The sequence below is a fragment of the Ensifer sp. GW823-FHT05D09 genome (assembly GCF_058795755.1).
Genome location: NZ_JBXAIA010000006.1, coordinates 172,454 through 195,907, shown reverse-complemented (window position 1 = coordinate 195,907; position 23,454 = coordinate 172,454). Strand labels below are relative to the sequence as shown.

The 23,454-nt window shown below is 62.7% G+C and carries 24 protein-coding genes; 8 read left to right on the top strand and 16 right to left on the bottom strand.

Annotated features, from left to right (window positions below; all coding sequences use genetic code 11):
• Positions 1–188: 188 nt before the first annotated feature.
• Positions 189–434 carry a hypothetical protein gene (locus tag AC1Q80_RS18680; protein WP_173418317.1) on the bottom strand — a complete coding sequence of 82 codons (246 nt, stop codon included), beginning with the start codon at positions 432–434 and terminating at the stop codon, positions 189–191.
• A gap of 110 nt (positions 435–544) precedes the next feature.
• Between AC1Q80_RS18680 and AC1Q80_RS18675 the strand changes: the two genes are divergently transcribed.
• A complete protein-coding gene (locus tag AC1Q80_RS18675; RefSeq protein ID WP_492361426.1) occupies positions 545–1,450 on the top strand; it encodes an HpcH/HpaI aldolase/citrate lyase family protein in 906 nt (301 codons plus the stop codon).
• Entirely contained in the window at positions 1,447–1,653 is a 207-nt protein-coding gene (locus AC1Q80_RS18670) for a DUF1737 domain-containing protein (protein ID WP_173418315.1), read from the top strand. The genes AC1Q80_RS18675 and AC1Q80_RS18670 overlap by 4 nt, the downstream gene beginning before the upstream one ends.
• 216 nt (positions 1,654–1,869) lie before the next feature.
• On the opposite strand, the gene AC1Q80_RS18665 is transcribed toward AC1Q80_RS18670, so the two are convergent.
• Positions 1,870–2,304 carry a metallopeptidase family protein gene (locus AC1Q80_RS18665; protein WP_173418314.1) on the bottom strand — a complete coding sequence of 145 codons (435 nt, stop codon included), beginning with the start codon at positions 2,302–2,304 and terminating at the stop codon, positions 1,870–1,872.
• Between the two features lie 170 nt (positions 2,305–2,474).
• On the opposite strand from AC1Q80_RS18665, the gene AC1Q80_RS18660 reads away from it, so the two are divergent.
• The 5 genes from AC1Q80_RS18660 to bfr all read left to right on the top strand — a co-directional run bounded on the left by AC1Q80_RS18660 (position 2,475) and on the right by bfr (position 9,423).
• A complete protein-coding gene (locus tag AC1Q80_RS18660) occupies positions 2,475–3,434 on the top strand; it encodes an ImuA family protein (protein ID WP_492361425.1) in 960 nt (319 codons plus the stop codon).
• The gene (locus tag AC1Q80_RS18655; RefSeq protein WP_492361509.1) at positions 3,385–4,902 is read left to right on the top strand and encodes a Y-family DNA polymerase; all 1,518 of its coding nucleotides are present in this window, start codon (positions 3,385–3,387) and stop codon (positions 4,900–4,902) included. Before AC1Q80_RS18660 ends, AC1Q80_RS18655 begins: the two co-directional genes overlap by 50 nt.
• Positions 4,899–8,255: an error-prone DNA polymerase gene (locus AC1Q80_RS18650; protein WP_492361424.1), complete on the top strand. Its 3,357-nt coding sequence runs from the start codon at positions 4,899–4,901 to the stop codon at positions 8,253–8,255. The genes AC1Q80_RS18655 and AC1Q80_RS18650 overlap by 4 nt, the downstream gene beginning before the upstream one ends.
• A 399-nt stretch (positions 8,256–8,654) precedes the next feature.
• On the top strand, positions 8,655–8,966 hold the full coding sequence (locus AC1Q80_RS18645; protein ID WP_173420914.1) for a (2Fe-2S)-binding protein: 312 nt from the start codon (positions 8,655–8,657) through the stop codon (positions 8,964–8,966).
• Complete coding sequence (gene bfr, locus AC1Q80_RS18640) at positions 8,932–9,423, top strand: bacterioferritin (protein WP_176354378.1); 492 nt, start codon at positions 8,932–8,934, stop codon at positions 9,421–9,423. The genes AC1Q80_RS18645 and bfr overlap by 35 nt, the downstream gene beginning before the upstream one ends.
• 548 nt (positions 9,424–9,971) lie before the next feature.
• Here the strand turns inward: bfr and AC1Q80_RS18635 are convergent.
• The 10 genes from AC1Q80_RS18635 to obgE form a co-directional block, all read right to left on the bottom strand.
• Positions 9,972–10,499, bottom strand: coding sequence for an RNA pyrophosphohydrolase (locus tag AC1Q80_RS18635; RefSeq protein WP_492361423.1), 528 nt, complete (start codon positions 10,497–10,499; stop codon positions 9,972–9,974).
• A 243-nt stretch (positions 10,500–10,742) separates the two neighbouring features.
• Positions 10,743–11,960, bottom strand: a complete 1,218-nt coding sequence (locus AC1Q80_RS18630) for a divergent polysaccharide deacetylase family protein (protein WP_492361422.1) — start codon at positions 11,958–11,960, stop codon at positions 10,743–10,745.
• A 136-nt stretch (positions 11,961–12,096) separates the two neighbouring features.
• On the bottom strand, positions 12,097–13,419 hold the full coding sequence (locus AC1Q80_RS18625; RefSeq protein WP_077500808.1) for a S41 family peptidase: 1,323 nt from the start codon (positions 13,417–13,419) through the stop codon (positions 12,097–12,099).
• Positions 13,409–14,827 (bottom strand): murein hydrolase activator EnvC family protein, encoded by a 1,419-nt coding sequence (locus AC1Q80_RS18620; protein WP_492361508.1) that lies wholly within the window; start codon positions 14,825–14,827, stop codon positions 13,409–13,411. The genes AC1Q80_RS18625 and AC1Q80_RS18620 overlap by 11 nt, the downstream gene beginning before the upstream one ends.
• Before the next feature lie 225 nt (positions 14,828–15,052).
• Positions 15,053–15,535, bottom strand: a complete 483-nt coding sequence (gene rlmH / locus AC1Q80_RS18615) for a 23S rRNA (pseudouridine(1915)-N(3))-methyltransferase RlmH (protein ID WP_209790438.1) — start codon at positions 15,533–15,535, stop codon at positions 15,053–15,055.
• Positions 15,536–15,800: 265 nt separating this feature from the next.
• Entirely contained in the window at positions 15,801–16,292 is a 492-nt protein-coding gene (rsfS, locus tag AC1Q80_RS18610) for a ribosome silencing factor (RefSeq protein ID WP_173418305.1), read from the bottom strand.
• 43 nt (positions 16,293–16,335) lie between these two features.
• Positions 16,336–16,944 (bottom strand): nicotinate-nucleotide adenylyltransferase, encoded by a 609-nt coding sequence (locus AC1Q80_RS18605; RefSeq protein ID WP_173420913.1) that lies wholly within the window; start codon positions 16,942–16,944, stop codon positions 16,336–16,338.
• Positions 16,945–16,960: 16 nt separating this feature from the next.
• The gene (locus tag AC1Q80_RS18600) at positions 16,961–18,244 is read right to left on the bottom strand and encodes a glutamate-5-semialdehyde dehydrogenase (RefSeq protein WP_492361421.1); all 1,284 of its coding nucleotides are present in this window, start codon (positions 18,242–18,244) and stop codon (positions 16,961–16,963) included.
• Positions 18,237–19,406 (bottom strand): glutamate 5-kinase, encoded by a 1,170-nt coding sequence (gene proB, locus AC1Q80_RS18595; RefSeq protein WP_492361420.1) that lies wholly within the window; start codon positions 19,404–19,406, stop codon positions 18,237–18,239. The genes AC1Q80_RS18600 and proB overlap by 8 nt, the downstream gene beginning before the upstream one ends.
• Before the next feature lies 1 nt (position 19,407).
• Complete coding sequence (gene obgE, locus AC1Q80_RS18590; RefSeq protein ID WP_173418302.1) at positions 19,408–20,418, bottom strand: GTPase ObgE; 1,011 nt, start codon at positions 20,416–20,418, stop codon at positions 19,408–19,410.
• 85 nt (positions 20,419–20,503) lie between these two features.
• On the opposite strand from obgE, the gene AC1Q80_RS18585 reads away from it, so the two are divergent.
• Entirely contained in the window at positions 20,504–21,364 is an 861-nt protein-coding gene (locus tag AC1Q80_RS18585) for an endonuclease/exonuclease/phosphatase family protein (protein WP_492361419.1), read from the top strand.
• Between the two features lie 44 nt (positions 21,365–21,408).
• On the opposite strand, the gene AC1Q80_RS18580 is transcribed toward AC1Q80_RS18585, so the two are convergent.
• The 4 genes from AC1Q80_RS18580 to rplU form a co-directional block, all read right to left on the bottom strand.
• Positions 21,409–21,993 (bottom strand): GNAT family N-acetyltransferase, encoded by a 585-nt coding sequence (locus AC1Q80_RS18580; protein WP_492361418.1) that lies wholly within the window; start codon positions 21,991–21,993, stop codon positions 21,409–21,411.
• Positions 21,990–22,622, bottom strand: a complete 633-nt coding sequence (locus AC1Q80_RS18575) for a GNAT family N-acetyltransferase (RefSeq protein WP_025425120.1) — start codon at positions 22,620–22,622, stop codon at positions 21,990–21,992. The genes AC1Q80_RS18580 and AC1Q80_RS18575 overlap by 4 nt, the downstream gene beginning before the upstream one ends.
• Before the next feature lie 130 nt (positions 22,623–22,752).
• Positions 22,753–23,022: a 50S ribosomal protein L27 gene (gene rpmA, locus AC1Q80_RS18570; protein WP_025425119.1), complete on the bottom strand. Its 270-nt coding sequence runs from the start codon at positions 23,020–23,022 to the stop codon at positions 22,753–22,755.
• Between the two features lie 33 nt (positions 23,023–23,055).
• Positions 23,056–23,427 carry a 50S ribosomal protein L21 gene (rplU, locus tag AC1Q80_RS18565; RefSeq protein ID WP_025425118.1) on the bottom strand — a complete coding sequence of 124 codons (372 nt, stop codon included), beginning with the start codon at positions 23,425–23,427 and terminating at the stop codon, positions 23,056–23,058.
• Positions 23,428–23,454: the final 27 nt, after the last annotated feature.

Here is a 23,454-nt window from a genome sequence, read left to right as displayed (position 1 = left end):
GGGGTATCGCAAAAAAAAGTCGCACGGGGGTGAGCTGCCGCGCTGGACAACGCTTCGGCGCGTCGAGCAATCGCGAAGCGATTTTCCGTCAGGAATGTGCAGAAGCAACAAGTTGGAGCGCTTCCGTGCCTCGGCCTGAACCAAGCCGGAAACGCTCTTTGGGGGCAGCGATTGGGGGACCGCGATCCCTAGAGATCGATGATCGTGCCGCGGCCGTCGTTCCAGATGCGCATTTCGCGCGGGGCGGGGCCGGAGGTCGGGCGTGCCGTTGCACGGGCTGCCTTGAAGTTCAGCCGGGCGGCAATGGCGCTGCCGATCGCGACAACGGCGGCGATGCCGGCGAGCGCGAGCGCAAGCGACGCGGTGAACACGAAGGCTGCCAGCGTGATGGTGATGGCTACAGCCGTAAAAAGAACAGAACGTATGCTTTGCATGATCGTCACCTTTCTGGTCCCGATGTGGGTGTTGCTGTCGCCGCTTGCAAGAGGGGTGCGGCCGTTCGCCTCGCCTTGCGGAAAAAATGAAAGGCGGGCACAACTGCCGCATGACAAAACCGATCGAACATCACCCCGTTCGCCTGCGCCGTTCGGTGCTCTGCGTACCGGCAGACAATGTCCGCGCGCTCGCCAAGGTTTCACAACTGGCCGCCGATGCCGCTATCTTCGATCTCGAGGATGCGGTGGCGCCCGAGCGCAAGGCCGAGGCGCGCGACGAACTCGTCCGCCATCTCACCGAAAGCCGGCCGGACTGTGAGATCGTCATCCGCATCAATGCGCTGGGATCGGGTTTCGGCCAGCAGGATCTGGCGGCGGCTCTCCAGGCAAAGCCCGATGCGATCCTGTTGCCCAAGGTCGAAAGCCCTGCCGATATCCAGATCGCCGCCGACTGGCTAGCGGACAACGACGCGCCGGAGAGCTTGCGTCTCTGGGCGATGATCGAGACGCCGCGCGGCGTCGTCAATGCACCCGCGATCGCCGAGACCGGCCGCACCTTCGGCGGCAGGCTCGATTGTTTCGTCGTCGGCCTCAACGACCTGCGCAAGGAAACCGGGGTTCCCGACCGGCCGGGCCGGCCTTACCTGATCCCCTGGCTGATGCAGATCCTGCTTGCCGCCCGCGGCAGCGGCCTCGACGTCATCGATGCGGTGTTCAACGATTTCCGTGACACCGACGGTTTCGACGAGGAGTGCCGGCAGGGACGCGACATGGGCTATGACGGCAAGATGCTGATCCATCCGTTGCAGATCGGTCCGGCCAACGAGCGCTTCGGCGTCGAGCAGGCCGCCGTTGATGAGGCGCGTGCCATCATCGCCGTCTTTGCGCTGCCGGAGAACGCCGACAAGGGCGTCATCAGTCTTCATGGCCGGATGATCGAGCGGCTGCATCTCGACCAGGCCCTGAAGCTCGCCGCCAAGGCGGACACGATTGAAAAACGAAAGGCAAGATTTTGAAACTTTACCGCTTCCTCACCGGCCCCGACGATGCGTCCTTCTGCCATAAGGTGACGGCGGCGCTGAACCAGGGCTGGTCCCTGCACGGCTCGCCCACCTATGCTTTCAATGCGGATACGCAGCATATGCAATGCGGACAGGCCGTATTCAAGGAAGTCGAAGGCAAGGATTATAATCCCGACATCAAGCTGTCGGAGCAGTAAAGCGGGCCGTCAGACACGTTTGGCCCTCACCCTAGCCCTCTCCTCGCCAAGCGGGAGAGGGGACGCGGGCGAAAGCTCCGTCGTCACTTGGTGTCGTCCCTCTGCGGAGAGGATTTCAGAGAAGCGAGCGGGTGCCGCAAGTTCCTTCTCCCCGCTGGCGGGGAGAAGGTGGCCGGCAGGCCGGATGAGGGGCAAGCTTGAAGGAAGGCGAGTTCGTTATCCGCCCACGTGCTCGACGCTCGCCTCGATCCGCTCCATGTCGTCGTCGGAAAGACCAAAATGGTGGCCGATCTCGTGGATCAGCACATGGGTGATGATGTCACCCAGCGTTTCCTCGTTTTCCGCCCAGTAATCGATGATCGGGCGGCGATACAGCGTGATCCGGTTCGGAAACTCGCCCGTCTCCATGGTGAAACGTTCGGTGATGCCGCGCCCCTCGAACAGGCCGAGCAGGTCGAACGGCGTTTCCAGCGCCATGTCCTCGAAGACGTCGTCGCTGGGGAAATCGGCAACCTCGATGATGAGGTCGGTCGTCAGCTTGCGGAATTCCTGCGGCAGGTGGCCATAGGCTTCCACTGCAAGCTGTTCGAATGTCGTGAGCGTCGGTGCATGGCGTTCCCGCCAATCATCGGTCTGGTCAATGCGGGCCATAGGCACTCCTTGTTGTCCTCCATATAGCGATTTTGCCTTTGTTTTTCGAGTGTTGAATTCCTGATGCAAGGGCCAAGGAATAAATTCTTAAATTTGACTGTTGACTCCTCCTGGCAGCTCTGGAATCTATAAGAACATAACAGGAACATCTTATATGGGAGTTGACCGTCATGGCCGAGAACGCCGTGCAGCGGGAGACCGTTCTTTCGCTTCGCGAAACCATAGCCCGGATCGAGAACCGCAGGCTTGCGGGGGTCGTGAAGACGGTCAAGGCGGCGGATCCAGCAGGCTTCCGGTGCAGGCAAGAGGGTAGCCAGTCCTCCGGCCGCAAGGTCCTGCCGCTCGGCATTCCCGAACTCGACGCTATCCTCGAGGGCGGGCTGCCGCTCGAAGGCATGACGGAAATCCGCAGTTCCGAGACGCGCGATGCCGGCGCTGCTGCCGGGTTTGCAACCGCGCTTGGTGCCCTCTGTCAGCAGGCGCGCCAGCAAAAGGGCGATGCGGCGGCACCCGTTCTGTGGATCAGCCAATCGCTGGCCTCGACCGAGGCAGGCCTGCCCTATGGTCTTGGTCTCAAGGCTTATGGGCTCGACATTCGAAGCCTGATCCTCAGCCTGCCGCGCACAGTGAAGGACGCGCTCTGGATTGCCGAGACGGCGCTTTCCGTTTCGGCCTTCTGTGCCGTCATTCTGGAAATTCGCGGCAATCCCGCCTCGTTGGCCTTGAGTGAAAGCCGGCGCCTGCATGTTCGTGCCCGCGCCGGCCGTATTCCGCTTCTGCTTCTGCGCCAGTCCGGCCACGAGGAGGCGAGCAGCGCCTTCTTCCGGCTTCATATCGAACCGGCGCCCGCTCGCGAGCGCCCCCTCCCTGACGGCTCGATGCTTTGCGGCAGCATCGGCCATCCTGTCTTTCACGTCATTGCCGAAAAAAGCAGGTCTCCTGCTCCCGTCGGCCTCTTCCTGGAGTGGAACCCCCATGACCGCCGCTTTTACCCCGTCGAACCCCTACCAGTCGCTGCTGCGGCAGATCCAGAACCAGCGCATTCTGTCGCTCGACTTTCCGCATCTTCCAGCCGACCGGGTGGCGCGGACACGATGGGGCACCTCCTGGCTTTCCCGCGGGCGTCCTGAGCATCCGCCCATCGTCTTTGCCGATAGGGTCAGGAATGCCATGCGCCTCGTGGCGCTCGATGGCCTTGCCGAAAAATCAGGGTTCCAGCTGGGCCAGGGCGTTGCCGAGGCGCGGGCCATGTGTCCCGAGGTCGATGTGCTGCCGTCTGACCGGGCGGCGGATCGCGCCCTTCTCGAAGGGCTTGCGGACTGGTGCAGCCGCTATACGCCGCTGGTGGCGCTCGACGGCGAAACTGGCCTTTATCTCGACATTACCGGCTGCGCCCATCTTCTCGGCGGAGAGAAATCGCTTCTCGACGATCTTCTGGCCCGGCTCTTTCATCTGGGCATCGAGGCCCGTGCGGCGATCTCGTCTTCAGCCGGGCTCTCCTGGGCCGTGGCGCGCTTCGGCGCGCAAAGCGTGATTGCTCCAGAGGAAGCCGCGCGCGTGCTTTCGCCGCTGCCGATGGCGGCCCTCAGGCTTCCGGCCGACATGATCGAAACGCTCGGACGGGTCGGGCTCAAGCAGGTCGGCGACATCATCGAGGCGCCGCGGGCGCCGCTTGCCCGCCGCTTCGGATCCATGCTGCTCCTGCGCCTCGATCAGGCCATGGGGCTGGAAGACGAGCCGCTTTCGCCGCGGCTTCCCGTTGCCAGCCTCTCGGCCGAGCGCCGGCTTTCGGAGCCGGTCCAGGGCGAGGACGATATTTTTGTTCTCACGCAGGAGCTGGCGGCACGGCTGAAGCCGGAATTGGAAAAGCGTGGTGAAGGCGGGCGGCTGTTCGAGCTGCTGCTCTTTCGTGTCGACGGCCGGGTCTTTCGCATCGCTGCGGGAACGTCTTCGCCATTGATCGAACCGGGTCGCATCGCCGGCCTTTTCCGCGAGCGGTTGCAGGCGGTCCATGACGATCTCGATGCCGGTTTCGGCTTCGAGATCCTGCGGCTGTCGGTTCCCAGAAGCGAAAAATACGAGGTGATGCAGGAGGATTTTTCGGGCACGCCGGATCGAGAGCGGCCGCTTGCTGCCTTTGCTGACAGGGTCATGGCGCGGCTGGGCGCGGAAAGCCTGTTTGTGCCCGTGTTGTCCGAGAGCCATATGCCGGAGCGTGCAGCGGTGTTTCAGCCGCTTGCGGATGTGGGAATGCTGAAGACCCTGGAGGCCGCCGTCTGCGCTGTTCCAGCGGCGCTTCTGGCGGCCTCCGTTCGGCCGCAGCGGCTGTTTCAAAGTCCGGAACCGGTGGAAGCGGTGGCCGAGGTGCCGGAGGGGCCGCCCAGAAGCTTTCGCTGGCGGCGCAGCCTGCACCGCATTGCGCGCGCCGAAGGCCCGGAACGGATCGCGGCCGAATGGTGGGTCGATGGCGAAAAGGCGGCCGAGCGGGATTATTTCCGGGTGGAGGATGAGAGAGGCCGGCGCTTCTGGCTGTTTCGAGAAGGCCATTATGGCGGGCCGACGCAGCCGCGCTGGTTCATGCATGGGGTCTTCGCATGACGACGCCCTATTTCGAGATCGGCGCCTGGTCGAATTTCTCCTTTCTTGAAGGAGCGTCGCATCCGGGTGAAATGATCGTTGCCGCCAGCCGGCTTGGGATCTCAGGCCTCGGGATCGCCGATCGCAACACGGTGGCGGGCGTGGTGCGCGCCCATGCGCAGGCGAAGGTGGAGGGGTATTCCTTTCAGCCCGGCGCCCGGCTTTCTTTTGCCGAGGATATCCCGGATGTGCTCGCCTATCCGCGCAACCGCCGCGGCTGGGGCAATCTCTGCCGCATGCTGAGTGCCGGAAACCTCCGGTCGACAAAGGGCACCTGCACGCTTCATGAAGCTGATCTCGTCGAATGGGGCGAGGATCTCCTTCTTGCCGTCGTGCCCGATCCGGTGATCGGTGCGCCGGAGGCCAACAAGCTTTCGGCGTTCCTGAAGCGGCTGAAGCCGCAGTTCACCGATCGGCTCTATCTGGCGCTGGTGCCACGCTATGATGGTTTCGACCAGCTGGTCTTTGCCGGGTTGGCCACCATCGCGCGCAATGCGGGCACGCGGCTGATTGCCACCAACAGCCCGCTGTTCCACGGGCCGGCGCGCCGGCCGCTCGCCGATATCGTCACCGCCATTCGCGAGCATGTGACGGTGGCGCAGGCAGGGTTCCGGCTTCAGGCCAATGCCGAACGCCATCTGAAACCGTCGGGGGAAATGGCGCGCATCTTTCGCGACTACCCGGAAGCGATCACCAATACCGGGCATTTTTTCCGCCGGTTGGATTTCACCTTGGCGCAACTCGAATATCAGTATCCCGACGAGAGCTTTGCCGGCGAAACGACGACTGAGACCCTCAGGCGACTGACGATGGAAGGCGCCCATCGACGCTATCCCCGCGGTATTCCCGAGAAGGTCTCGAACCAGATCGAATACGAGCTCGATCTGATCGCCAGCAAGCGCTACGAGCCCTATTTCCTGACCGTGCGCAACATCATGGACTATGCGCGAAGCGTCGACATTCTCTGCCAGGGGCGCGGGTCGGCGGCGAATTCCACCGTCTGCTATTGCCTTTCCATCACCGAAGTCGATCCGCTGTCGACGACCCTGCTCTTCGACCGCTTCCTGTCGACCGAACGTGACGAGCCGCCGGATATCGACGTCGATTTCGAGCACGAGAAGCGGGAAGAGGTCATCCAGCATATCTATCGGACTTACGGCAAGGAGCATGCGGGGCTGACGGCCGCCGTCATCAGCTACCGGGCGCGCTCAGCCGGGCGCGAAACGGCAAAGGCCTTCGGCTTTTCGGAGGACGTGCAGTCGGCGCTTGCCGGTTCGGTCTGGGGCTGGTCCGCCGCCGACCTGTCGGAGCGGGAGGCCAAGGCCGCCGGCCTCGACGTCAAGGATCCGACGACGGTGCGGGTGCTCGACTATGCCACCGAGCTGATGAGCTTCCCCCGCCATCTCTCCCAGCATGTTGGCGGCTTCGTCATCACCCGCGACCGGCTCGACGAAGTGGTGCCGATCATGAACACGGCGATGCCCGACCGCTACATGATCGAATGGGACAAGGACGATCTCGATACGCTGAAGATCCTGAAGATCGACGTTCTGGCGCTCGGCATGCTCACCTGCATCGCCCGGGCCTTCAAGCTTCTCGACCGGCATTACGGCGTGAAAACGGACCTGCATACGCTCTACAAGGATCATCAGAAGGCCGTCTACGACATGATCTGCCGGGCCGATACGATCGGCGTCTTTCAGATCGAAAGCCGGGCGCAGATGAGCATGCTGCCGCGGCTTCGGCCCCGCATCTTCTATGACCTCGTCATCGAGGTGGCGATCGTGCGGCCGGGACCGATCCAGGGCAACATGGTGCATCCCTATCTGAAGCGTCGGGAGCAGCGTGATCGCAACATCCCGATCGAGTATCCGAGCAAGGAACTGGAAGCGGTTCTGGAGCGGACCCTGGGCGTGCCCTTGTTCCAGGAGCAGGCGATGCAGATCGCCATCACCGCGGCGAAGTTCACGCCTGGGCAGGCCGATCAGCTCAGGCGGGCGATGGCGACCTTCAAGCGGACCGGCACCATCCACACCTTCCAGCAAAGGATGGTCGAAGGCATGGTCGACAATGGCTATGACCGGGACTTCGCCGAACGTTGCTTCAAACAGATCGAGGGCTTTGGCGAATACGGCTTCCCGGAAAGCCATGCCGCATCCTTCGCGCTGCTTGTCTATGTCTCTTGCTGGTTGAAGACCTATTATCCCGATGTCTTCTGCGCGGCGCTTTTGAACTCGCAGCCAATGGGCTTTTACGCTCCCGCCCAATTGGTGCGGGATGCGCGCGAACATGGCGTGCGGGTGCTGCCGGTCGATATCAATCATTCGGATTGGGACGCGGACCTTGAGCAGGGCCTTCTCGACCACAAGGCAATCGAGCCGCGGCACCGAGAAATGGCGGATGTGATCCTGACGAAAAAGGCCATCCGCCTCGGGTTCAATCAGGTCAAGGGGCTTCGGGAGAAGGAGATCGTCGACAAGCTCGTCGCCCATCGCGGTGCCGGCTATATCTCGGTTCGCGATCTCTGGCTGCGTTCGGGACTGCCGCGCTCCGTGCTGGAAAAGCTTGCCGATGCGGATGCTTTCCGCTCGATCGGGCTCGACCGCCGCAACGCGCTTTGGGCGGTCAAGGCGCTGGACGAGAAAAGTGCTGCCGAGCGGCTGCCGCTGTTCGAGCAGGCGACACAGGACGAGTTCCAGCTGGAGCCGGCGGTGTCGCTGCCGGTGATGCTGGAGGGTGAGCAGGTCATCAATGACTACCGCTATCTCTCCTTCTCGCTGAAGGCGCATCCCGTTTCCTTCCTGCGGACGGAGCTTGCGGCGCAGGGACTGGTCGAAAGCCGCGCTCTTGCCACGGCACCCGTCGGCCGAAGAGTGACGGTTGCCGGGCTGGTGCTCGTTCGCCAGCGTCCGGGCTCGGCCAAGGGTGTCATCTTCATGACGATCGAGGACGAGACCGGCGTCGCCAACGCCATCGTCTGGCCGAAGGTCTTCGATCAGTATCGGCCGGTGATCATGGGTGCGCGTCTGGTCAAGATCCGTGGCCGGCTTCAGCGCGAAAGCGAGGTCATCCATGTGGTGGCGGAATATATCGAAGACATGACCCCGATGCTCGGACTGTTGCGCAAGGAAGCGCGGCACTTCGGGTCCAACGACCGTGCCGACGAGGTGCTGCGGCCAACGGCCGACGCAAGGGAGAAAAAGGTGCTGAAGGACCTGCGCCTGGCGGCCGCCCGCCGTGCCGCCGGTGCCGATCAGCAGGCAGTTGCGACCGAGGTTGCCGACGTCATGCCGAAGGGGCGTAATTTCCACTGACACAGGGGCATGGGTTCGGTTCGAGCCATGCTGCTCGCAACCGGCAGCGGCTCTTGCGCGTGACTGCGCGCAGGACAAAGGGAGTGGTAGTCCAGGGTATGACAGCTGTGTTCAAGACGCATTTTCAGCGCTCAACCCAGCTGGCGATCGTCAGGTCGAAAACATCACCTAAAGGCTGCGTGAAAATGTCGCAGCCGCCCGACAGAGTCGCATAGAAATCCACAGCCGGAGGAGTCGATGCGGCAGAGCTAATATTCTGAAAATACGATGTTTTTTGTCATGTTTAGATTCGTTCTAATCGGCGTACAACTTCCACTCGCGGAGTTTTTTGTTGACAATAAATATCCTCTTTTGCTTTATGAGCGAATTCAGGACGTTGCGTATCACAGGCAAGACGACATGCTGGTTTGCAGCTGCAATTTCATCACGGAAAAAGACATCGAGGATACGATCGTAGCCCTCCTCGATGAGGACTGTTGGCAGCTGATCGTGCCGGCGAAGGTCTATCACGCGATGGAGAAACGCGGTCGCTGCTGCGGTTGCTTCCCCAACGTCGTCGACATCATCATTCGTACCACCGAGCAATATCACGGCCGTCGCGACTCGACGGACGTCGAGATATTTGATTTCATGGCCCGCCTCAAACAATTCCATGAGGATAACCGGAGGGCGGATCTTGAAAGGCGACAAAAAGGTCATCGAGCAGCTTAACGAAGCGCTCTATCTCGAACTCGGTGCCGTCAACCAGTACTGGCTGCATTTCCGCCTTCTCGAAGATTGGGGCTACACGCTCCTTGCCAAGAAGGAGCGTGCCGAGTCGATCGAAGAAATGCATCACGCCGATAAGCTCGTGGCGCGCATCATCTTCCTCGAAGGTCATCCGAACCTGCAGACGGTCGGTCCGCTGCGCATTGGCCAGAACGTCAAGGAAGTGCTGACGGCGGATCTTGCCGGCGAATACGATGCCCGCAAGGCGTACAAGAAATCCCGCGACATCTGTCACGAGGCCGGAGACTACGTCTCCATGAAGCTGTTCGAAGAGTTGCTGGCGGATGAGGAAGGTCACATCGATTTCCTCGAAACCCAGCTCGAACTGCTCGAGAAGATCGGCGAAGAGAAGTACGGCCAGCTCAATGCCGCACCGGCCAACGAAGCCGAAGTCGACTGAGCACCGCGCACCCTTCAAGCAAAAGGCCGCCGATCACCCCGGCGGCCTTTTCTTTTTAGGCTCAGGCGAGGGAGATCTTTGATGCGCCCGCCGCCGATGGTGTTCAAGGGATGGATGCGCAGGCTGCTGGTTGCCGCGGAAGTGGCGCATCCCGATAAACCTGATTAGCGTTTGCGAGACCTGATCGGGTGCATCCATCCTTCGACCTTCAAATGGTATTGTGGCCCTGCGCACAACCGGTCCGGCTCGAACAAGCCCGGCGCCCGTGCCAACCTCTGCACTGCCAATGACGTCTTGCGCCATCTGCGGCTTGTCTTCCCGGTAACGACAAAGCCGCAACCGGGGTCAAGCGGTTCTGGGGGATTGCAGAAGTCACAAGGTGGCAGGACGTCGTCTCTTCCAGTGGTTCGTCCGCAGGCGACCGGAGGCGGCAATCCTCGGCTGATGGAAAGATATCGCTCCTCGCCGGCAGACGGTCCGACGCAAGAGGTCACCGGCGCAGGTTGGTATCACCTCGCGCCGGTCAGCGCCCGGTCAACAAGGCGGAGTTACGGCGCCAGGTGGGCGAAGGCGGCGACGACCTCCTCGTAGACCTTGCGCTTGAACGGAACGATCATCTCGGGCAGGTCGCGCATCGGCTTCCAGTCCCAGGCGTCGAATTCCGGCTCGTGTCCGCCGGGCGGCGGGTTGATGGCGATCTCATCTTCGTCGCCTTCGAAGCGGAAGGCATACCAGCGCTGCGTCTGGCCACGAAACTTGCCCTTGAGGCCGATGCCGATCAGGTGCGAGGGCAGATCATAGTTGATCCAGCCCGGGGCTTCGGCAAGCAGTGAGACCGTGCGCATGCCGGTTTCTTCGTAGAGCTCGCGATAGGCGGCCTTCAGCGGATCCTCGCCCTTGTCGATGCCGCCCTGCGGCATCTGCCATTGTTGCGGCGAGCCGTCATATTCGGAATTGCCGACGGCAATCCGGTGGCCGGCCCACACGAGGCCGGCGCGGTTCAGCACCATGACGCCGACACAGGGGCGATAGGGCAGGTCTTCCGGCCTGAGGGTCTTGTCGTTGTGTTTGCTCATCCGCTGTCCTCTCCTGGCTCACGGCGCAACGCGACCGCTTGGTCGCAATCCAGCGCCGCCCTGAAATGTTCGAACCGTTTCGATGTCTCATCGCACCCCGGTTCCGGGTCCGCAATGGTTTCTTGCGGTTCGCCATCAGCGCCGGGCTTCCGGCCAACGTCTCTCCTATCCGCCGGATCCAGGAAACTCCGCACCCGCCGCTCGATCACCAGCCGGTTTGGCGGCCACGCCCTCGCTCCGCACCTATCTCTCCTGCGGATCCCTGACGAGCGCCGAGACGCCGACGATCTCGATGCCGCGTCCCTGTGCTTCGCCCGCCCATTGCGCGATCGCAGCGACGCTTTCGTCGAAGGCCGAGGCAACGCCGATAGCCGTGCCATTGCGCCGCGCGATGCGTTCCAGTTCATCAAGCTTCTTCAGGATGGCATTGCGGCTGAGCTCGCTGTCGACTGTCATGTCGGCAAAGCCGTGCGGAACATCGAAGGCGTCGGCGAGCTTGCCCGACAGCGATTGGGCCGATGTCCCGTCGTCGAGGAAAAGCACGCCGCGCTTGCCGAGGTCGCGCATCACCGGCTCCAGCGCATCGGCATCGGAGAGAAAGCGTCCGCCGAGATAGTTCATGATGCCGGTATAGTTGGTGATCTGCGCCATGTTCTTGTGCAAGGCGGCCAGGTTCTTCGGCGCGCTGAGCGAGAGCCGCAGCGCGTTCGGCCCCGGGTCGTTGTCGGGGTAGTCGAACGGCTCCATCGGGATCTGCAGCAGGACCTCGTGACCGCTGCGCCTCGCCTCCTGCATCCAGCGTTGCAGGCTGTTGCCGGCGGCGGCAAAGGCGAGTGTCACGTCCGGTGGCAGGTCGCGGATGGCCTTCTGCGTGCCGGTCTGGCTGAGCCCAAGGCCGCCGACCACAAGGGCGATGCGGGTGCCGCGCGCGCCCGACCAGGGGCGGGCATATTGGTCCATCGGCCGAAGTCCGTCGGCGCCGGTGATCGGCAGGCGGCCCTCGGCACTGTCTTCCAGCAGGTCGTCATTCGGAAGGGCAGCCATGCGCGGGTCCTGGCCGCGGATCGGCCCGACATTGATCAGCGCAGGTCCGCTGCCGTCACGCTGGCGCGGCGTGAACTTGGTGACGGTGGTGCCGTCGTTCGTCAGGGTTTCCTCGACATGGGCGCCGGAAAAGGCGGTGCCCGGCTTTAGCGTGCCACCACTGGTGTTTGATGCTTGCCCGCTTGTTGGATTGGGTGTTTTGCCTGTTGTTTGTGCCGTTTCCGGCGCAGCCTCGCCTTGCGTTGAGGTTTGCCTGCGCAATCCGTCGGGAGAGATGGCGTTCCAGGCGGAAAGGCCGATTACGCAAACAGCGATAATGCCGACAACGCAATAGCTGAGAAGGCGACGACGGTCGCGTTTTGTCGCGGGCTTTCCCCGGCGGTTCTGGCCAAGGGGGGCATTGAGATCTGTTCCCAAACGGAGCCTCGGTCGACCTGAAGGAGAGTTGCCGGGTGAGGATGCGCCGTCTTTGGAGAATCAGCGGTTTCCGGCAGCACCTGCTGCCCACATAGTATAAAGGCGCCGGGTTGACCAGCCCGGCGCCTTCAATGGCTTACTTCTTGAGTTCGGCCTGTTCCGGGCTTGCCGGGAAGGACGGATCGCTCTTCTTGCCGCGCAACAGGTCGAGCGCGTAGTTGAGCTGCAGGTCGTCCTTGGTCTCCGGCGGCACATAGGCGACAGAGCCGGAACCTTCGTCGGTTTCGCTCTGTCCCTGGATGTGGCCACGCAGATCGGATTCGCCCTGGGCTTCGACCTTGCCGAGCAGTTCCGGCGGCAGCGGCTGTTCGACCTTGATGTCGGGCGTGATGCCCGTACCCTGGATCGATTTGCCCGACGGCGTGTAGTAGAGCGCCGTCGTCAGGCGCAGAGCGCCTGCTTCACCAAGCGGAATGATCGTCTGTACGGAGCCCTTGCCGAACGAACGCGTGCCGAGAACGGTCGCGCGCTTCAGATCCTGCAATGCGCCGGCAACGATTTCCGATGCGGAAGCCGAACCGCCGTTGACGAGAACGACCACCGGCTTGCCGTCGGTCAGATCGCCAGGCGTGGCGTTGAAGCGGCGGGTCTCATCCGGATTGCGGCCACGGGTCGAAACGACCTCGCCACGCTCCAGGAAGGCATCCGAAACGTTGATCGCCTGATCGAGCAGGCCGCCCGGGTTGAGGCGCAGGTCGAGGACATAGCCCTTGAGCTTGTCGGCCGGCACTTCGGACTTGATCTTCTCGATGCCCTTCTTCAGGTCGTCGTAGGTCTTCTCGGTGAACGAGATCACGCGGAGATAGCCGACGTCGCCTTCGGTGCGGAACTTGACGGCGCGAACAGCGATCACGTCACGCACGATCGACAGTTCGATCGGCTTGTCGGCGCCCTTGCGCAGGATCGTCAACTTGATCGGGGTGCCGACGGCGCCACGCATCTTTTCGACCGCATCCTCGAGCTTCAGGCCACGAACGTCCTGGCCATCGATCTTGGAAATGAAGTCGCCGGCGAGAACACCGGCGCGGGCGGCCGGCGTGTCGTCGATCGGGCTCGTCACCTTGACGAGGTCGTCTTCCATCGTCACTTCGATGCCGAGACCGCCGAATTCGCCACGGGTCTGGGTGCGCATGTCCTCGGCGTCTGTCGAGTTCATGTAGCTCGAATGCGGATCAAGCGACGAGAGCATGCCGTTGATGGCGTTCTCGATGAGCTTGTCATCCTGCGGAGGGGTGACGTATTGCGCGCGTACGCGCTCGAACACGTCGCCAAAAATCGCCAGCTCGCGATAGGTCGAGGTATTGGCCGCAACGGCTGGAACGACAGCCGAGTAAACGACGCCCATAGCGGTCGCACCCATCAGCGCCCCGACCAGAACAAGTGAAGCCCTACGTATCATTTCGCGCCTTTCCAACCTCAGCTGCGGTCCACCACGGTCGGGAATCAACCGGTTTTCCGTCTTTTCGGAATTCAATGTAAAGCGTCGGCCGGTCCGTTTCCAGCGCCAAGGCCGCAGCACTTGCGACTCTTTTTGCCCCCATCGTCGCAAGCGGTTCTCCCGCCACGACAAATTGCCCGGTCTGCACGCTCACTGTCTCCATCCCCGACAGCACCACATGGTAACCGTCGCCCGGATTGAGAATGATCATCTGCCCATAGCTGCGGAAATTGCCTGCATAGACGATCCAGCCATCTGACGGCGCAGTCACCAGCGCGCCGGGGTTGGTTTCCAACATGATCCCTTGCAGGGAGTGCCCTGTACCATCGGCATCACCGAACTTTCGCAAAAGCGATCCCGCGGCCGGATAGGCAAGCTTATTCCTCAGCTCCGAGAAGACATATGCTGGCGCAATGCGGTTTTTGTCAGGCACGGCGCTCCGCGCCAGCTCGCGCGCCGCTTCGCGCTCGGCCTCGCTCATGCGCAGGCGCTCTTCCTCCTGGGCGCGGGCAGCGGCCGCCGCATCGCGCACCGAGGCGATTTCGTTTTCGAGCGATCCGATGAGGCCTTCGAGATTGGTCGCCTGGGAGGCGAGCTCCTGGGCTTTTCGCTGCTCGGCAGCAAGTTCGACCGCACTCTTCTGGCGCAGCTTTTCTTTTTCCGTGACGAGCATCGACATGCGACGCTCCTCCTCGACATTGGCCGTCATCGCTGCCGTCAGCTCTTCACGCTGCTTGCCGATGCCGGCGCGGATCTCGGCAAGCGCCTTCAGGTCGGCGACGAGGTTATCCGTTTCCTCGCGAATGCCTGGCACGACGGCGCCGAGCAGAATGGCGCTGCGAACGGAGCCGAGCGCGTCCTCGGGTGTCACCAGGATCGCCGGCGGCGGGTTGCGACCCATGCGCTGCAGGGCTGCGAGCACTTCAGCCAGAACACCGCGCCGGGCGCGCAACGAGCGGCGCACAGTGTCTTCCTTGGTGCGTAGGTCACTCAGCTTCTTTTCGCCGTCGACGATCTGCTGTTCCAGATCCTGCCGTTTCTTGGCGGAATCGACGATGGCGCTGCGCAGCGCCTCATTGCTCTTGTCGATCTCGGCAATGGTTGTCGCCAGCTCGTCGGCACGCTCCTGAGACAGCGTGATCGTTTTCGACAGCGCATCGAGTTCGCTGCGGGTGCTGTCGCGACGAAGAGTAAGGTTTGCTGCCGGATCAGGTGGCCCCTGCTGCTGATCCACGCCAGAGGTGCCAGGCGTCGCCGGGGCATCCTGAGCGAAAGCGGGAAGTGCGACAGCAAGCCCGAGCGCCAGCAGCGCCGCAGCGCGGGCGGGCCGCCGTGCATCGCCACCGATTTTTTCGAAAGCGCTCATCATGCTTCGGCGCGTCATTCGTCCCTAGGCGTCCAGCCGGAAATACCTGCGCACGTATCCGCGAGCCGGAACCTCGTAACGGAAAGCGTCATGCGCAGTTTCAATGCCTCTGAGCGTTTGCCCGGCAGTGTTGCCGCGCGTGAAACGCTCTTGCCAAAAAGCCTAATCTGATTTGCGGGGTGCGACCAACACATATTCTCGTTATCGCGCGCTGCGCGGGCCCATGTCTCAGACACGGTGGTAGGGATGCCCGGAAAGGATGGTCACGGCGCGATAGAGCTGCTCGGCGATCAGAATGCGCACCAGTTGATGCGGCCAGGTCATCTTGCCGAGATTAAGCACGGCGTCGGCGCGCGCATGAAGGCTCGGGTCGAGCCCGTCGGCGCCGCCGATGGCGATCATCAGGTCGCGTTTGCCACTGTCGCGAAAGGTGCCGAGCAGCGATGCGAAGCCTTCGGAATCAAGCGCCTTGCCGCGTTCGTCGAGCAGCACCAAGAGGCTGCCGTCGGTCAACGCTTTTTCCAGCTGCGTGGCTTCGTCGCGCTTGCGCGTGTCGGCGTTGGATGCGCGGCTTTCGTTGACTTCGACCACGCGGGAAAGCTCAAGCCCAATTGCCGGACCGGCCTTGGCGAAACGATCGAGGTAGCGGGCCGCAAGGTCCTTTTCCGGCCCCGCCTTGAGGCGGCCGACTGCGAAAAGTCCGATACGCATGACCCAATCGTCTCCGTCTGCGCTGGACCGCGCGTTGCACACCTCCTGAAACCGGGATCGATTCAAGGAGAAGATCATGCAGCGCTCTAGAGCCTGACAGCGACCTTCGCGCGTCATACCAGACGGGCGGCGCTGCAGCTACGATCAGTCGCAACAATCATCTCGGCTGTGATGCGCCGTTTCGGCGATGACAGCCACATTCCCAACATGCATGACCGCAACCCGGCTCGCGCGACGGCTCAGACGTCCGACGAACCCGACGGTCTCAATGCAGCGTGCCGTCCTCGATTTCCGGTGTCGCCCACATCTTCTCGATGTTGTAGAACTCCCGGATTTCCGGCCTGAAGATGTGAATGATCACATCGCCGGTATCGATCAGCACCCAGTCACCTGTTTCCAGACCTTCGACGCGGGCGTTGCCGAAGCCCTCGTCCTTCAGATCCGTGGTCAGATGGTCAGCAATCGCCGCGACATGCCTGCTCGATCGCCCGGAGACAACGACCATGAAGTCTCCCAGCGCCGACTTGCCGGCAATGTTGATGGTGACGATATCTTCTGCCTTCGAGTCCTCTAGGCTTTCGAGGACCAGGTTAAGCGCACGGACAGCGGCTTCGTCGCTAGATCCCGTGCTGCGTGGGAACGCGGAGGCCGCATATCCCTTGGCGTGTGCTGTTGTCAGGGTCTTTCCTTTCCAAGTGAACAGAACAGGCACTTCCGATTCGACTGTTTCGCTCGAACCGTCAGTAAATGTAGTCATCAAACCAGAACGGTTTCAAGACGCGAGAATGAATCATTCGATTTCACGCCGTCCTGGCCGACCGAAGGGCGGTCGAACTCATGGAAGAGCGCGGCCCGTGGATGAAGGTCCAGGCGGGTGCCCGGTGAAAAGCAAGGCGCCGAGCGTCGTCCTCGTCAATGCGGGCGTAGTCGAAGGTCTTTGCCATGCGCGAGGACAGATAAGCAAGCGTTGAGCCCGGCCGATCGATGACGGCGATCGGAAACGTGCGGGCGATTTTATGCCAGTTCTGCCAGCGGTGAAAGCTCTTGAGGTTGTCGGCACCCATGATCCAGACGAAGCGAATATCGCGGTTGCGCGCCTGGACCATCGCAAGCGTGCGGGCGGTATAGCTCTGTCCCAGCGCCTTTTCGAAGGCGGTCACCTTGATCCGTGGATCGCGCGCGATCTTTTCGCTGAGTGCGATGCGGTCGGCAAGCGGCGCCAGATTATTGTGGTTCTTCAGCGGGTTTCCTGGCGTGACCATCCACCACAGCTGGTTGAGGCCGAGGCGCTGGATCGCCGTTTCGGCAACCAGCACATGCCCCTCGTGCGGCGGATTGAACGAGCCGCCGAACAGGCCGACCACCATGCCGCTTTCGACATGGGGCATGCGCAGGTAACGGCCGTTCACGTCCGAAGATGTCACGTCAGGGCCTGACCTGACCGGCGCCGCGCACGCGATATTTGAACGACGTCAGTTGCTCGACGCCCACAGGGCCGCGGGCGTGCATCTTGCCGGTGGCAATGCCGATCTCGCCGCCCATGCCGAATTCGCCGCCGTCGGCAAACTGGGTGGAGGCATTGTGCAGCAGGATGGCGGAATCGATTTCGGCGAAGAAGCGTTCGACGACATCGGCATTCTCGGCGATCACTGCCTCGGTGTGTGCCGAGGACCAGGTGTTGATGTGCTCGATCGCGCCGGAGACGCCGTCCACCAGCCGGACGGAGATGATCGCGTCGAGATATTCCGTCGACCAGTCGGCGTCGGTCGCCGGTTTCAATCCGTCGATGCTGCCAGCCAGCTCCTTCGACACCCGCACTTCGCAGCCGGCCGAAAGCAGTGCCTGAAGCAGCGGCTTTGCCAGTCTGTCCGCAGCATTGCTGTCGATCAGCAGCGTCTCGGCCGCGCCGCAGATGCCGGTGCGGCGCATCTTGGCATTGACGACGATCCTTTCGGCCATGGCGAGATCGGCCGATGCGTCGACATAGATGTGGCAGAGGCCTTCGAGGTGGGCAAACACCGGCACGCGCGCCTCGTTCTGGACCCGGCCGACGAGGCTCTTTCCGCCGCGCGGAACAATGACGTCAATGGTGCCGCCGAGGCCCGAAAGCATGGCGCCGACGGCGGCGCGGTCGGCGACCGGCACCATCTGGATCGCATGTTCCGGCAGGCCGGCAGCCTTCAATCCCTCGACAAGGCAGGCATGGATGGCGCGCGAGGAGTGGAAGCTGTCGGATCCACCGCGTAGGATAACGGCGTTGCCGGCCTTCAGGCAGAGCGCACCGGCGTCTGCCGTCACGTTGGGCCGGCTCTCATAGATCACGCCGATGACGCCGAGCGGCGTGCGAACGCGCTCGATGTGCAGGCCATTGGGGCGGTCCCATTCGGCGATGACGTCGCCGACCGGATCTTTGAATTCGGCAATCGCGCGAATGCCGTCGGCCATGTCGCGGATGCGGCCTTCCGTCAGCGTCAGGCGGTCGATGAAGGACGCAGCGACGCCGGACTGACGGGCGTTTTCAAGGTCGATGGCGTTGGCGGCGAGAATTTCGTCGCGGCGATTGACGACCGTCTCGGCCATGGCGATCAACGCCGCACGTTTGCGTTCGGCGGTGGCGACGGCGAGCGGCCGGCTTGCAGCTTTCGCGCGGCGGCCGATCTCCAGCATGACGCTTTCGACGTCATCGGTTTTCCTGACTTCATCAAGCATGGACTTCATCCCTCCGGCCGTCCTTCTCGTCGGCGCGCTTGCCGGTCATCACCAGATCGTCGCGGTGCACCATGGCGGCGCGGCCGGCGTACCCGAGGATCGCAGCGATCTCGGCGGATTTCTTGCCGGCAATCTGGCGGGCCTCGTCGGCATCGTAACCGGCAAGCCCGCGCGCGATCTCGCGGCCTGCGGCGCCGAGAATAGCAATGGTGTCGCCGCGGCTGAACGTACCCTTCACCTCGCGCACGCCGGCGGGTAGCAGGCTCTTGCCGGAGCGCAGGGCGTCTTCAGCGCCGGCGTCGATGGAAAGCGTACCGGCCGGCAGCAACTGCCCGGCGATCCAGGTTTTTCGCGCGGTCACCGGCGAGCCCGATGGGGCGAACCAGGACGAGCGGGCGCCATTCTCGATCGCCGCCAGCGGGTGATCGGGCTTGCCCGAGGCGATGATCATGGCGCAGCCGGCAGTGGTGGCGATCTTGCCGGCATCGATCTTGGTGCGCATGCCGCCACGCGACAGTTCGGACGCCGCACCGCCCGCCATCGCCTCGATCTCGGGCGTGATCTCGGCGATCGTATCGAGGAAGCGGGCGTCGGGGTCGAGATGCGGCGGTGCCGTATAGAGACCGTCGATATCGGACAGCAGCACGAGTAGATCGGCGCCGACCATGGTGGCGACGCGGGCGGCCAGCCGGTCGTTGTCGCCGTAGCGGATCTCGGTGGTGGCGACCGTATCGTTCTCGTTGATGATCGGCACGGCGCCGAGCTTCAGGAGCTGGTTGATCGTGGCGCGGGCATTGAGATAGCGGCGGCGCTCCTCGGTGTCGCCGAGCGTGAGCAGCACCTGGCCGGCGACGATGGCGTCGGTCGAAAGGCTCTCCGACCAGGCGCGGGCAAGCGCGATCTGGCCGACGGCGGCGGCTGCCTGGCTCTCTTCAAGTTTCAAGGCACCTGCCGGCAGCTTCAGCACCGTGCGGCCAAGCGCGATGGCCCCGGAGGAGACGACGAGAACGTCGATACCTTTGGACCTGAGGGCGGCGATATCGGCGCACATGGCGTCGAGCCAGGCCTTTTTCAGCCCGGTCGCGCGATCGACCAACAGCGCCGACCCGATCTTGATGACGACCCGGCGATACTTTTGAAGCGGCTTGCGGGTCTTCGTCATGTCAGGCGCTTTCTTCTCCGGACTTTGCTGCGACAATGATGGTGCGCAACGCCCGCAGTGCCTCGGTCATGCCCTTGCTGGTGGCGGCCGACAGCAGAAGGGGCTGCTCGCCGCAGGCCTTTGCCAGTGCTTTGGCCTTCACCTTCAACTCGTCTTCGTCGAGCACGTCGATCTGCGACAGGGCGACGATCTCTGGCTTGTCTATGAGCCCGCCGCCATAGGCTTCGAGCTCGTGCTTCACGGTCTTGTAGGCCTTGGCGACGTCTTCTTCCTGGGCGGAAACGAGATGGAGCAGCACGCGGGTGCGCTCGACATGGCCGAGGAAACGGTCGCCGATCCCCACACCTTCATGCGCACCTTCGATCAGGCCGGGAATGTCGGCGATGATGAACTCATTGCCGTCGATGGTGGCGACGCCGAGGTTCGGATGCAGGGTGGTGAAGGGGTAATTTGCGATCTTCGGCCGTGCCCGGGTGCAGGCGGCAAGGAAGGTCGACTTGCCGGCATTGGGCAGGCCGACGAGGCCGGCGTCGGCGATCAGCTTCAGCCTGAGCCAGACGGTCTTTTCTTCGCCTTCGAGACCGGGATTGGCCCAGGTTGGCGCCTGATTGGTGGCCGACTTGAAATGGGCATTGCCGAAGCCGCCGTTGCCGCCGGCGGCGAGCCGGTAGCGCTGGCCTTCGGCGACCATGTCGACGATCAGCGTCTCGCTGTCTTCCTCGAAGATCTGGGTACCGACCGGAACCTTGAGCGTCACGTCGCCGCCACCGGCGCCGGTGCGGTTGCGGCCCATGCCGTGGGTGCCGGTCTTGGCCTTGAAATGCTGCTGGTAACGGAAGTCGATCAGGGTGTTGAGGCCGTTGACGGCCTCCACCCAGACGTCGCCGCCGCGGCCGCCGTCGCCACCGTCAGGTCCGCCGAATTCGATGAATTTTTCGCGACGGAACGACACGGCGCCTGCGCCGCCGTCGCCGGAGCGTATATAGACTTTCGTTTCGTCGAGAAATTTCATGGGTCTGCCATCTGTTTTGTGTATTTGCGCGGTCGTATTTTGCCGCCATCGATATAGGCGGTTCATCCGGAGGTCAAAGAATATCGTGCGTTTTGCCAGCTACAACATCCAATACGGCATCGGTCTCGACGGCCGGTTTGACCCCGAGCGCATCGCTGCGTCGCTCGACGGCGCCGACATCATCGCGCTGCAGGAAGTGACGCGCGGTTTTCACCGCAACGGTCACGTCGATCTGGTTGCCCGTTTCGAAGCGCTCTTCCCCGGTCACTTCGCCACCTTTCATGCCCCATGCGACATCGATATCGGTTCTTCGGTCGAGGACGGGCGCGCCGTCAGCCGACGTTTCCAGTTTGGCAACATGATCCTGTCGCGCTGGCCGATCCTGTCGACCCGGCTGATCTCGCTGCCCCGCACCCGCACCATCAGCCCGATGAACCTGCAGCGTGGCGCCACCGAGGCGCTGATTGCCACGCCGGATGGGCCGCTGCGCGTCTATTCCGTGCATCTCGACCACGTTCTTCCCGCCGAACGCATCGCCCAAATCCGCTTCCTCAAGGAACGGCTGCTCGGCTATCCGCTCGAGGGCGGCGGCATTACCGGAGCTTCCGATTTCGGTTTGGCCGAGCCGCCGCATCCGGAAGATTTCGTCGTCATGGGCGATTTCAACATGCAACCGGAGACACCGGAATACTGTGCGATGGTCGGGTCGCGCGACGCTTATTACGGACGCTCGCTCCGGCTCGAAAATCCGGTCGATACACTCGCCCATCTCGGTCGGCTGACGCCGGAAAGCTATAGCTGGGTTCATCCCGAGGACCCTAAAAAGCGCATGCATCTCGATTATGCCTTCGTCAGCGCGGGCCTGGTGCCGCGGCTGAAGGATGCCTGGACCGGCTATGACGCCAAGGGCTCCGATCATCTGCCGATCGGCTTCGAACTCGAATGAGCAAAGCCCCCCGCCAAGGCATGCCTCGCGGGGGGCATTTCTTTTCAATGTGGACGGCGCAGATCTGCCGCGGTCAACCGTGTCTCGATATGGGCGACCATGGCGTTGCGGGCGAGCGCATAGACCTGGCTGCATCCGGTGATCTGGAAGCCGAGCTTCTCCTGGACCTTGAGCGACCCCGGATTGTCGGCGAAGACGCCGGAATGCAGGGTCGTCTCCGGCATGCGCCGGAAAAAGCGCTCGATCGCCGCATAGGCCGCCTCGCTCGCCAGGCCCTTGCCCCAGTAGAACCGGTTCAGCCAGTAGCCGACATGCCACTGGCCGTGCATCAGCTCGATGCCGATGCAGCCGATGTGTACGTCGTCGCCGGTGGTGATCGCCAGTGTCCAGTCAGGGGTGAGCCCGGAGGTCTGGCGTGTCAGCCAATCGAACGCATCCTGCTGATCGTAGGGTGCCGGCACGCGCGCGAGCATGCGCGCTACCTGGAAGTCGGCCAGCGACTGGGCGATCGCCTCGGCATCATCCAGCCGGTGTGGTCTGAGCACCAGGCGCCCGGTCTCGATGACAGGGCACGGGCCGGGACCGGGGCGAACGGCGGTGTGCGACCGGTCGGAGGTCAGCGCGTTCATCGCATGCCTCCCCAGCTTCTGAGCGAAACCCAGGTCTTGCGGTCGAGCCGGTACCATTCGACCGAGATCGATCCGCCGAGTGCCAGGCTGCCGACCATGCCGCTGCCCTGGAACTGGAAGCCGCACTTCTGGATGACACGGCGCGATGCCAGGTTCATGACCCTGCAGCGCGCGTCGATCTGGTCGATGTCGCGGGTGCGGAAGGCCATGTCGGTCAGCGCCTGGGCGGCTTCCGTGGCATAGCCCTGGTTCCAATAGGGTTCGCCCAGCCAGTAGCCGAGTTCGGCCGTCTTGCCATCGGGATGCGGCTCGATACCGCAACAACCCAAGAATGCGCCATTGTCCGCTTTGGTAATTGCGTAGACGCACTTGCCAATCGTGCCGGCTTTCGCGCGTCGCACGAAATCGGCGGCGTCGGCCGTCGTATACGGGTGCGGCATGCGCGAGACCATGGTCGCGACATTGGCGTTGTTGGCAAGATGGGCAAGGGCGTCGATATCGTCTTCATGGGGCGCGCGCAGAACGAGCCGGGGTGACAACAATATCGGGCAATCGGTCCTTGACCTCTGGGGCCTCAGCCTTTGTTCGGGAGACCGTGATTGGTCTTCCCTCAACAGTTCGGTTTGCATGGTTCGTCCTCCAGAACGAGAAAAAGGGGAGTTGGGTATTGCCCCATCTCCCCTTTTCAGGTCTGGCTTGGAACCATCAGGTGCGCCAGCCGGGTCGATGAGACGCCGGCTGTTTTAGAGCGCTACCGGCTTATTCCGCTGCTTCCGCTTTCGGCATTACAGACACGTACACGCGGCCATTGGCCTTCGTACGGAAGTCCACGTTACCCGCCGTAAGCGCAAAAATCGTATGGTCCTTGCCGAGGCCAACATTGGCGCCCGGATGCCACTTGGTGCCGCGCTGACGCAGAATGATGTTGCCGGCGATGACCTTCTCGCCGCCGAACTTCTTCACGCCAAGGCGCTTGGACTCAGAATCGCGACCGTTGCGCGACGAACCGCCAGCTTTTTTGTGTGCCATTGGTGTTCTCCTTTAAACCTTCGATCCCAAAACTCAGTTTGCAGCTTCAGCGGCGGCTTCAGACTTCTTGGAAGCCTTCTTTGCCTTGCCACCGGCAGCAGCGATGTCCAGGATGCGGACGGTCGTCTGGTGCTGGCGGTGACCGCGCGAGCGCTTGGAGTTCTGGCGGCGACGCTTCTTGAAGGCGATGACCTTCTTGGCGCGGCCCTGTTCAACGACTTCGGCGCTGACGACAGCACCTTCGACAAACGGAGCGCCGATGGTTGCATCGGCGCCGACGCCGACCATCAGGATCTCGGTGAATTCAATCTTGTCGCCTGCTACGCCTTCCAGCTTTTCGATGGTTACGACGTCGTTGGCTGCCACGCGGTACTGCTTACCGCCGGTCTTGATGACTGCGAACATTCTTTATCCTTTCATGTTCGGGCCGGC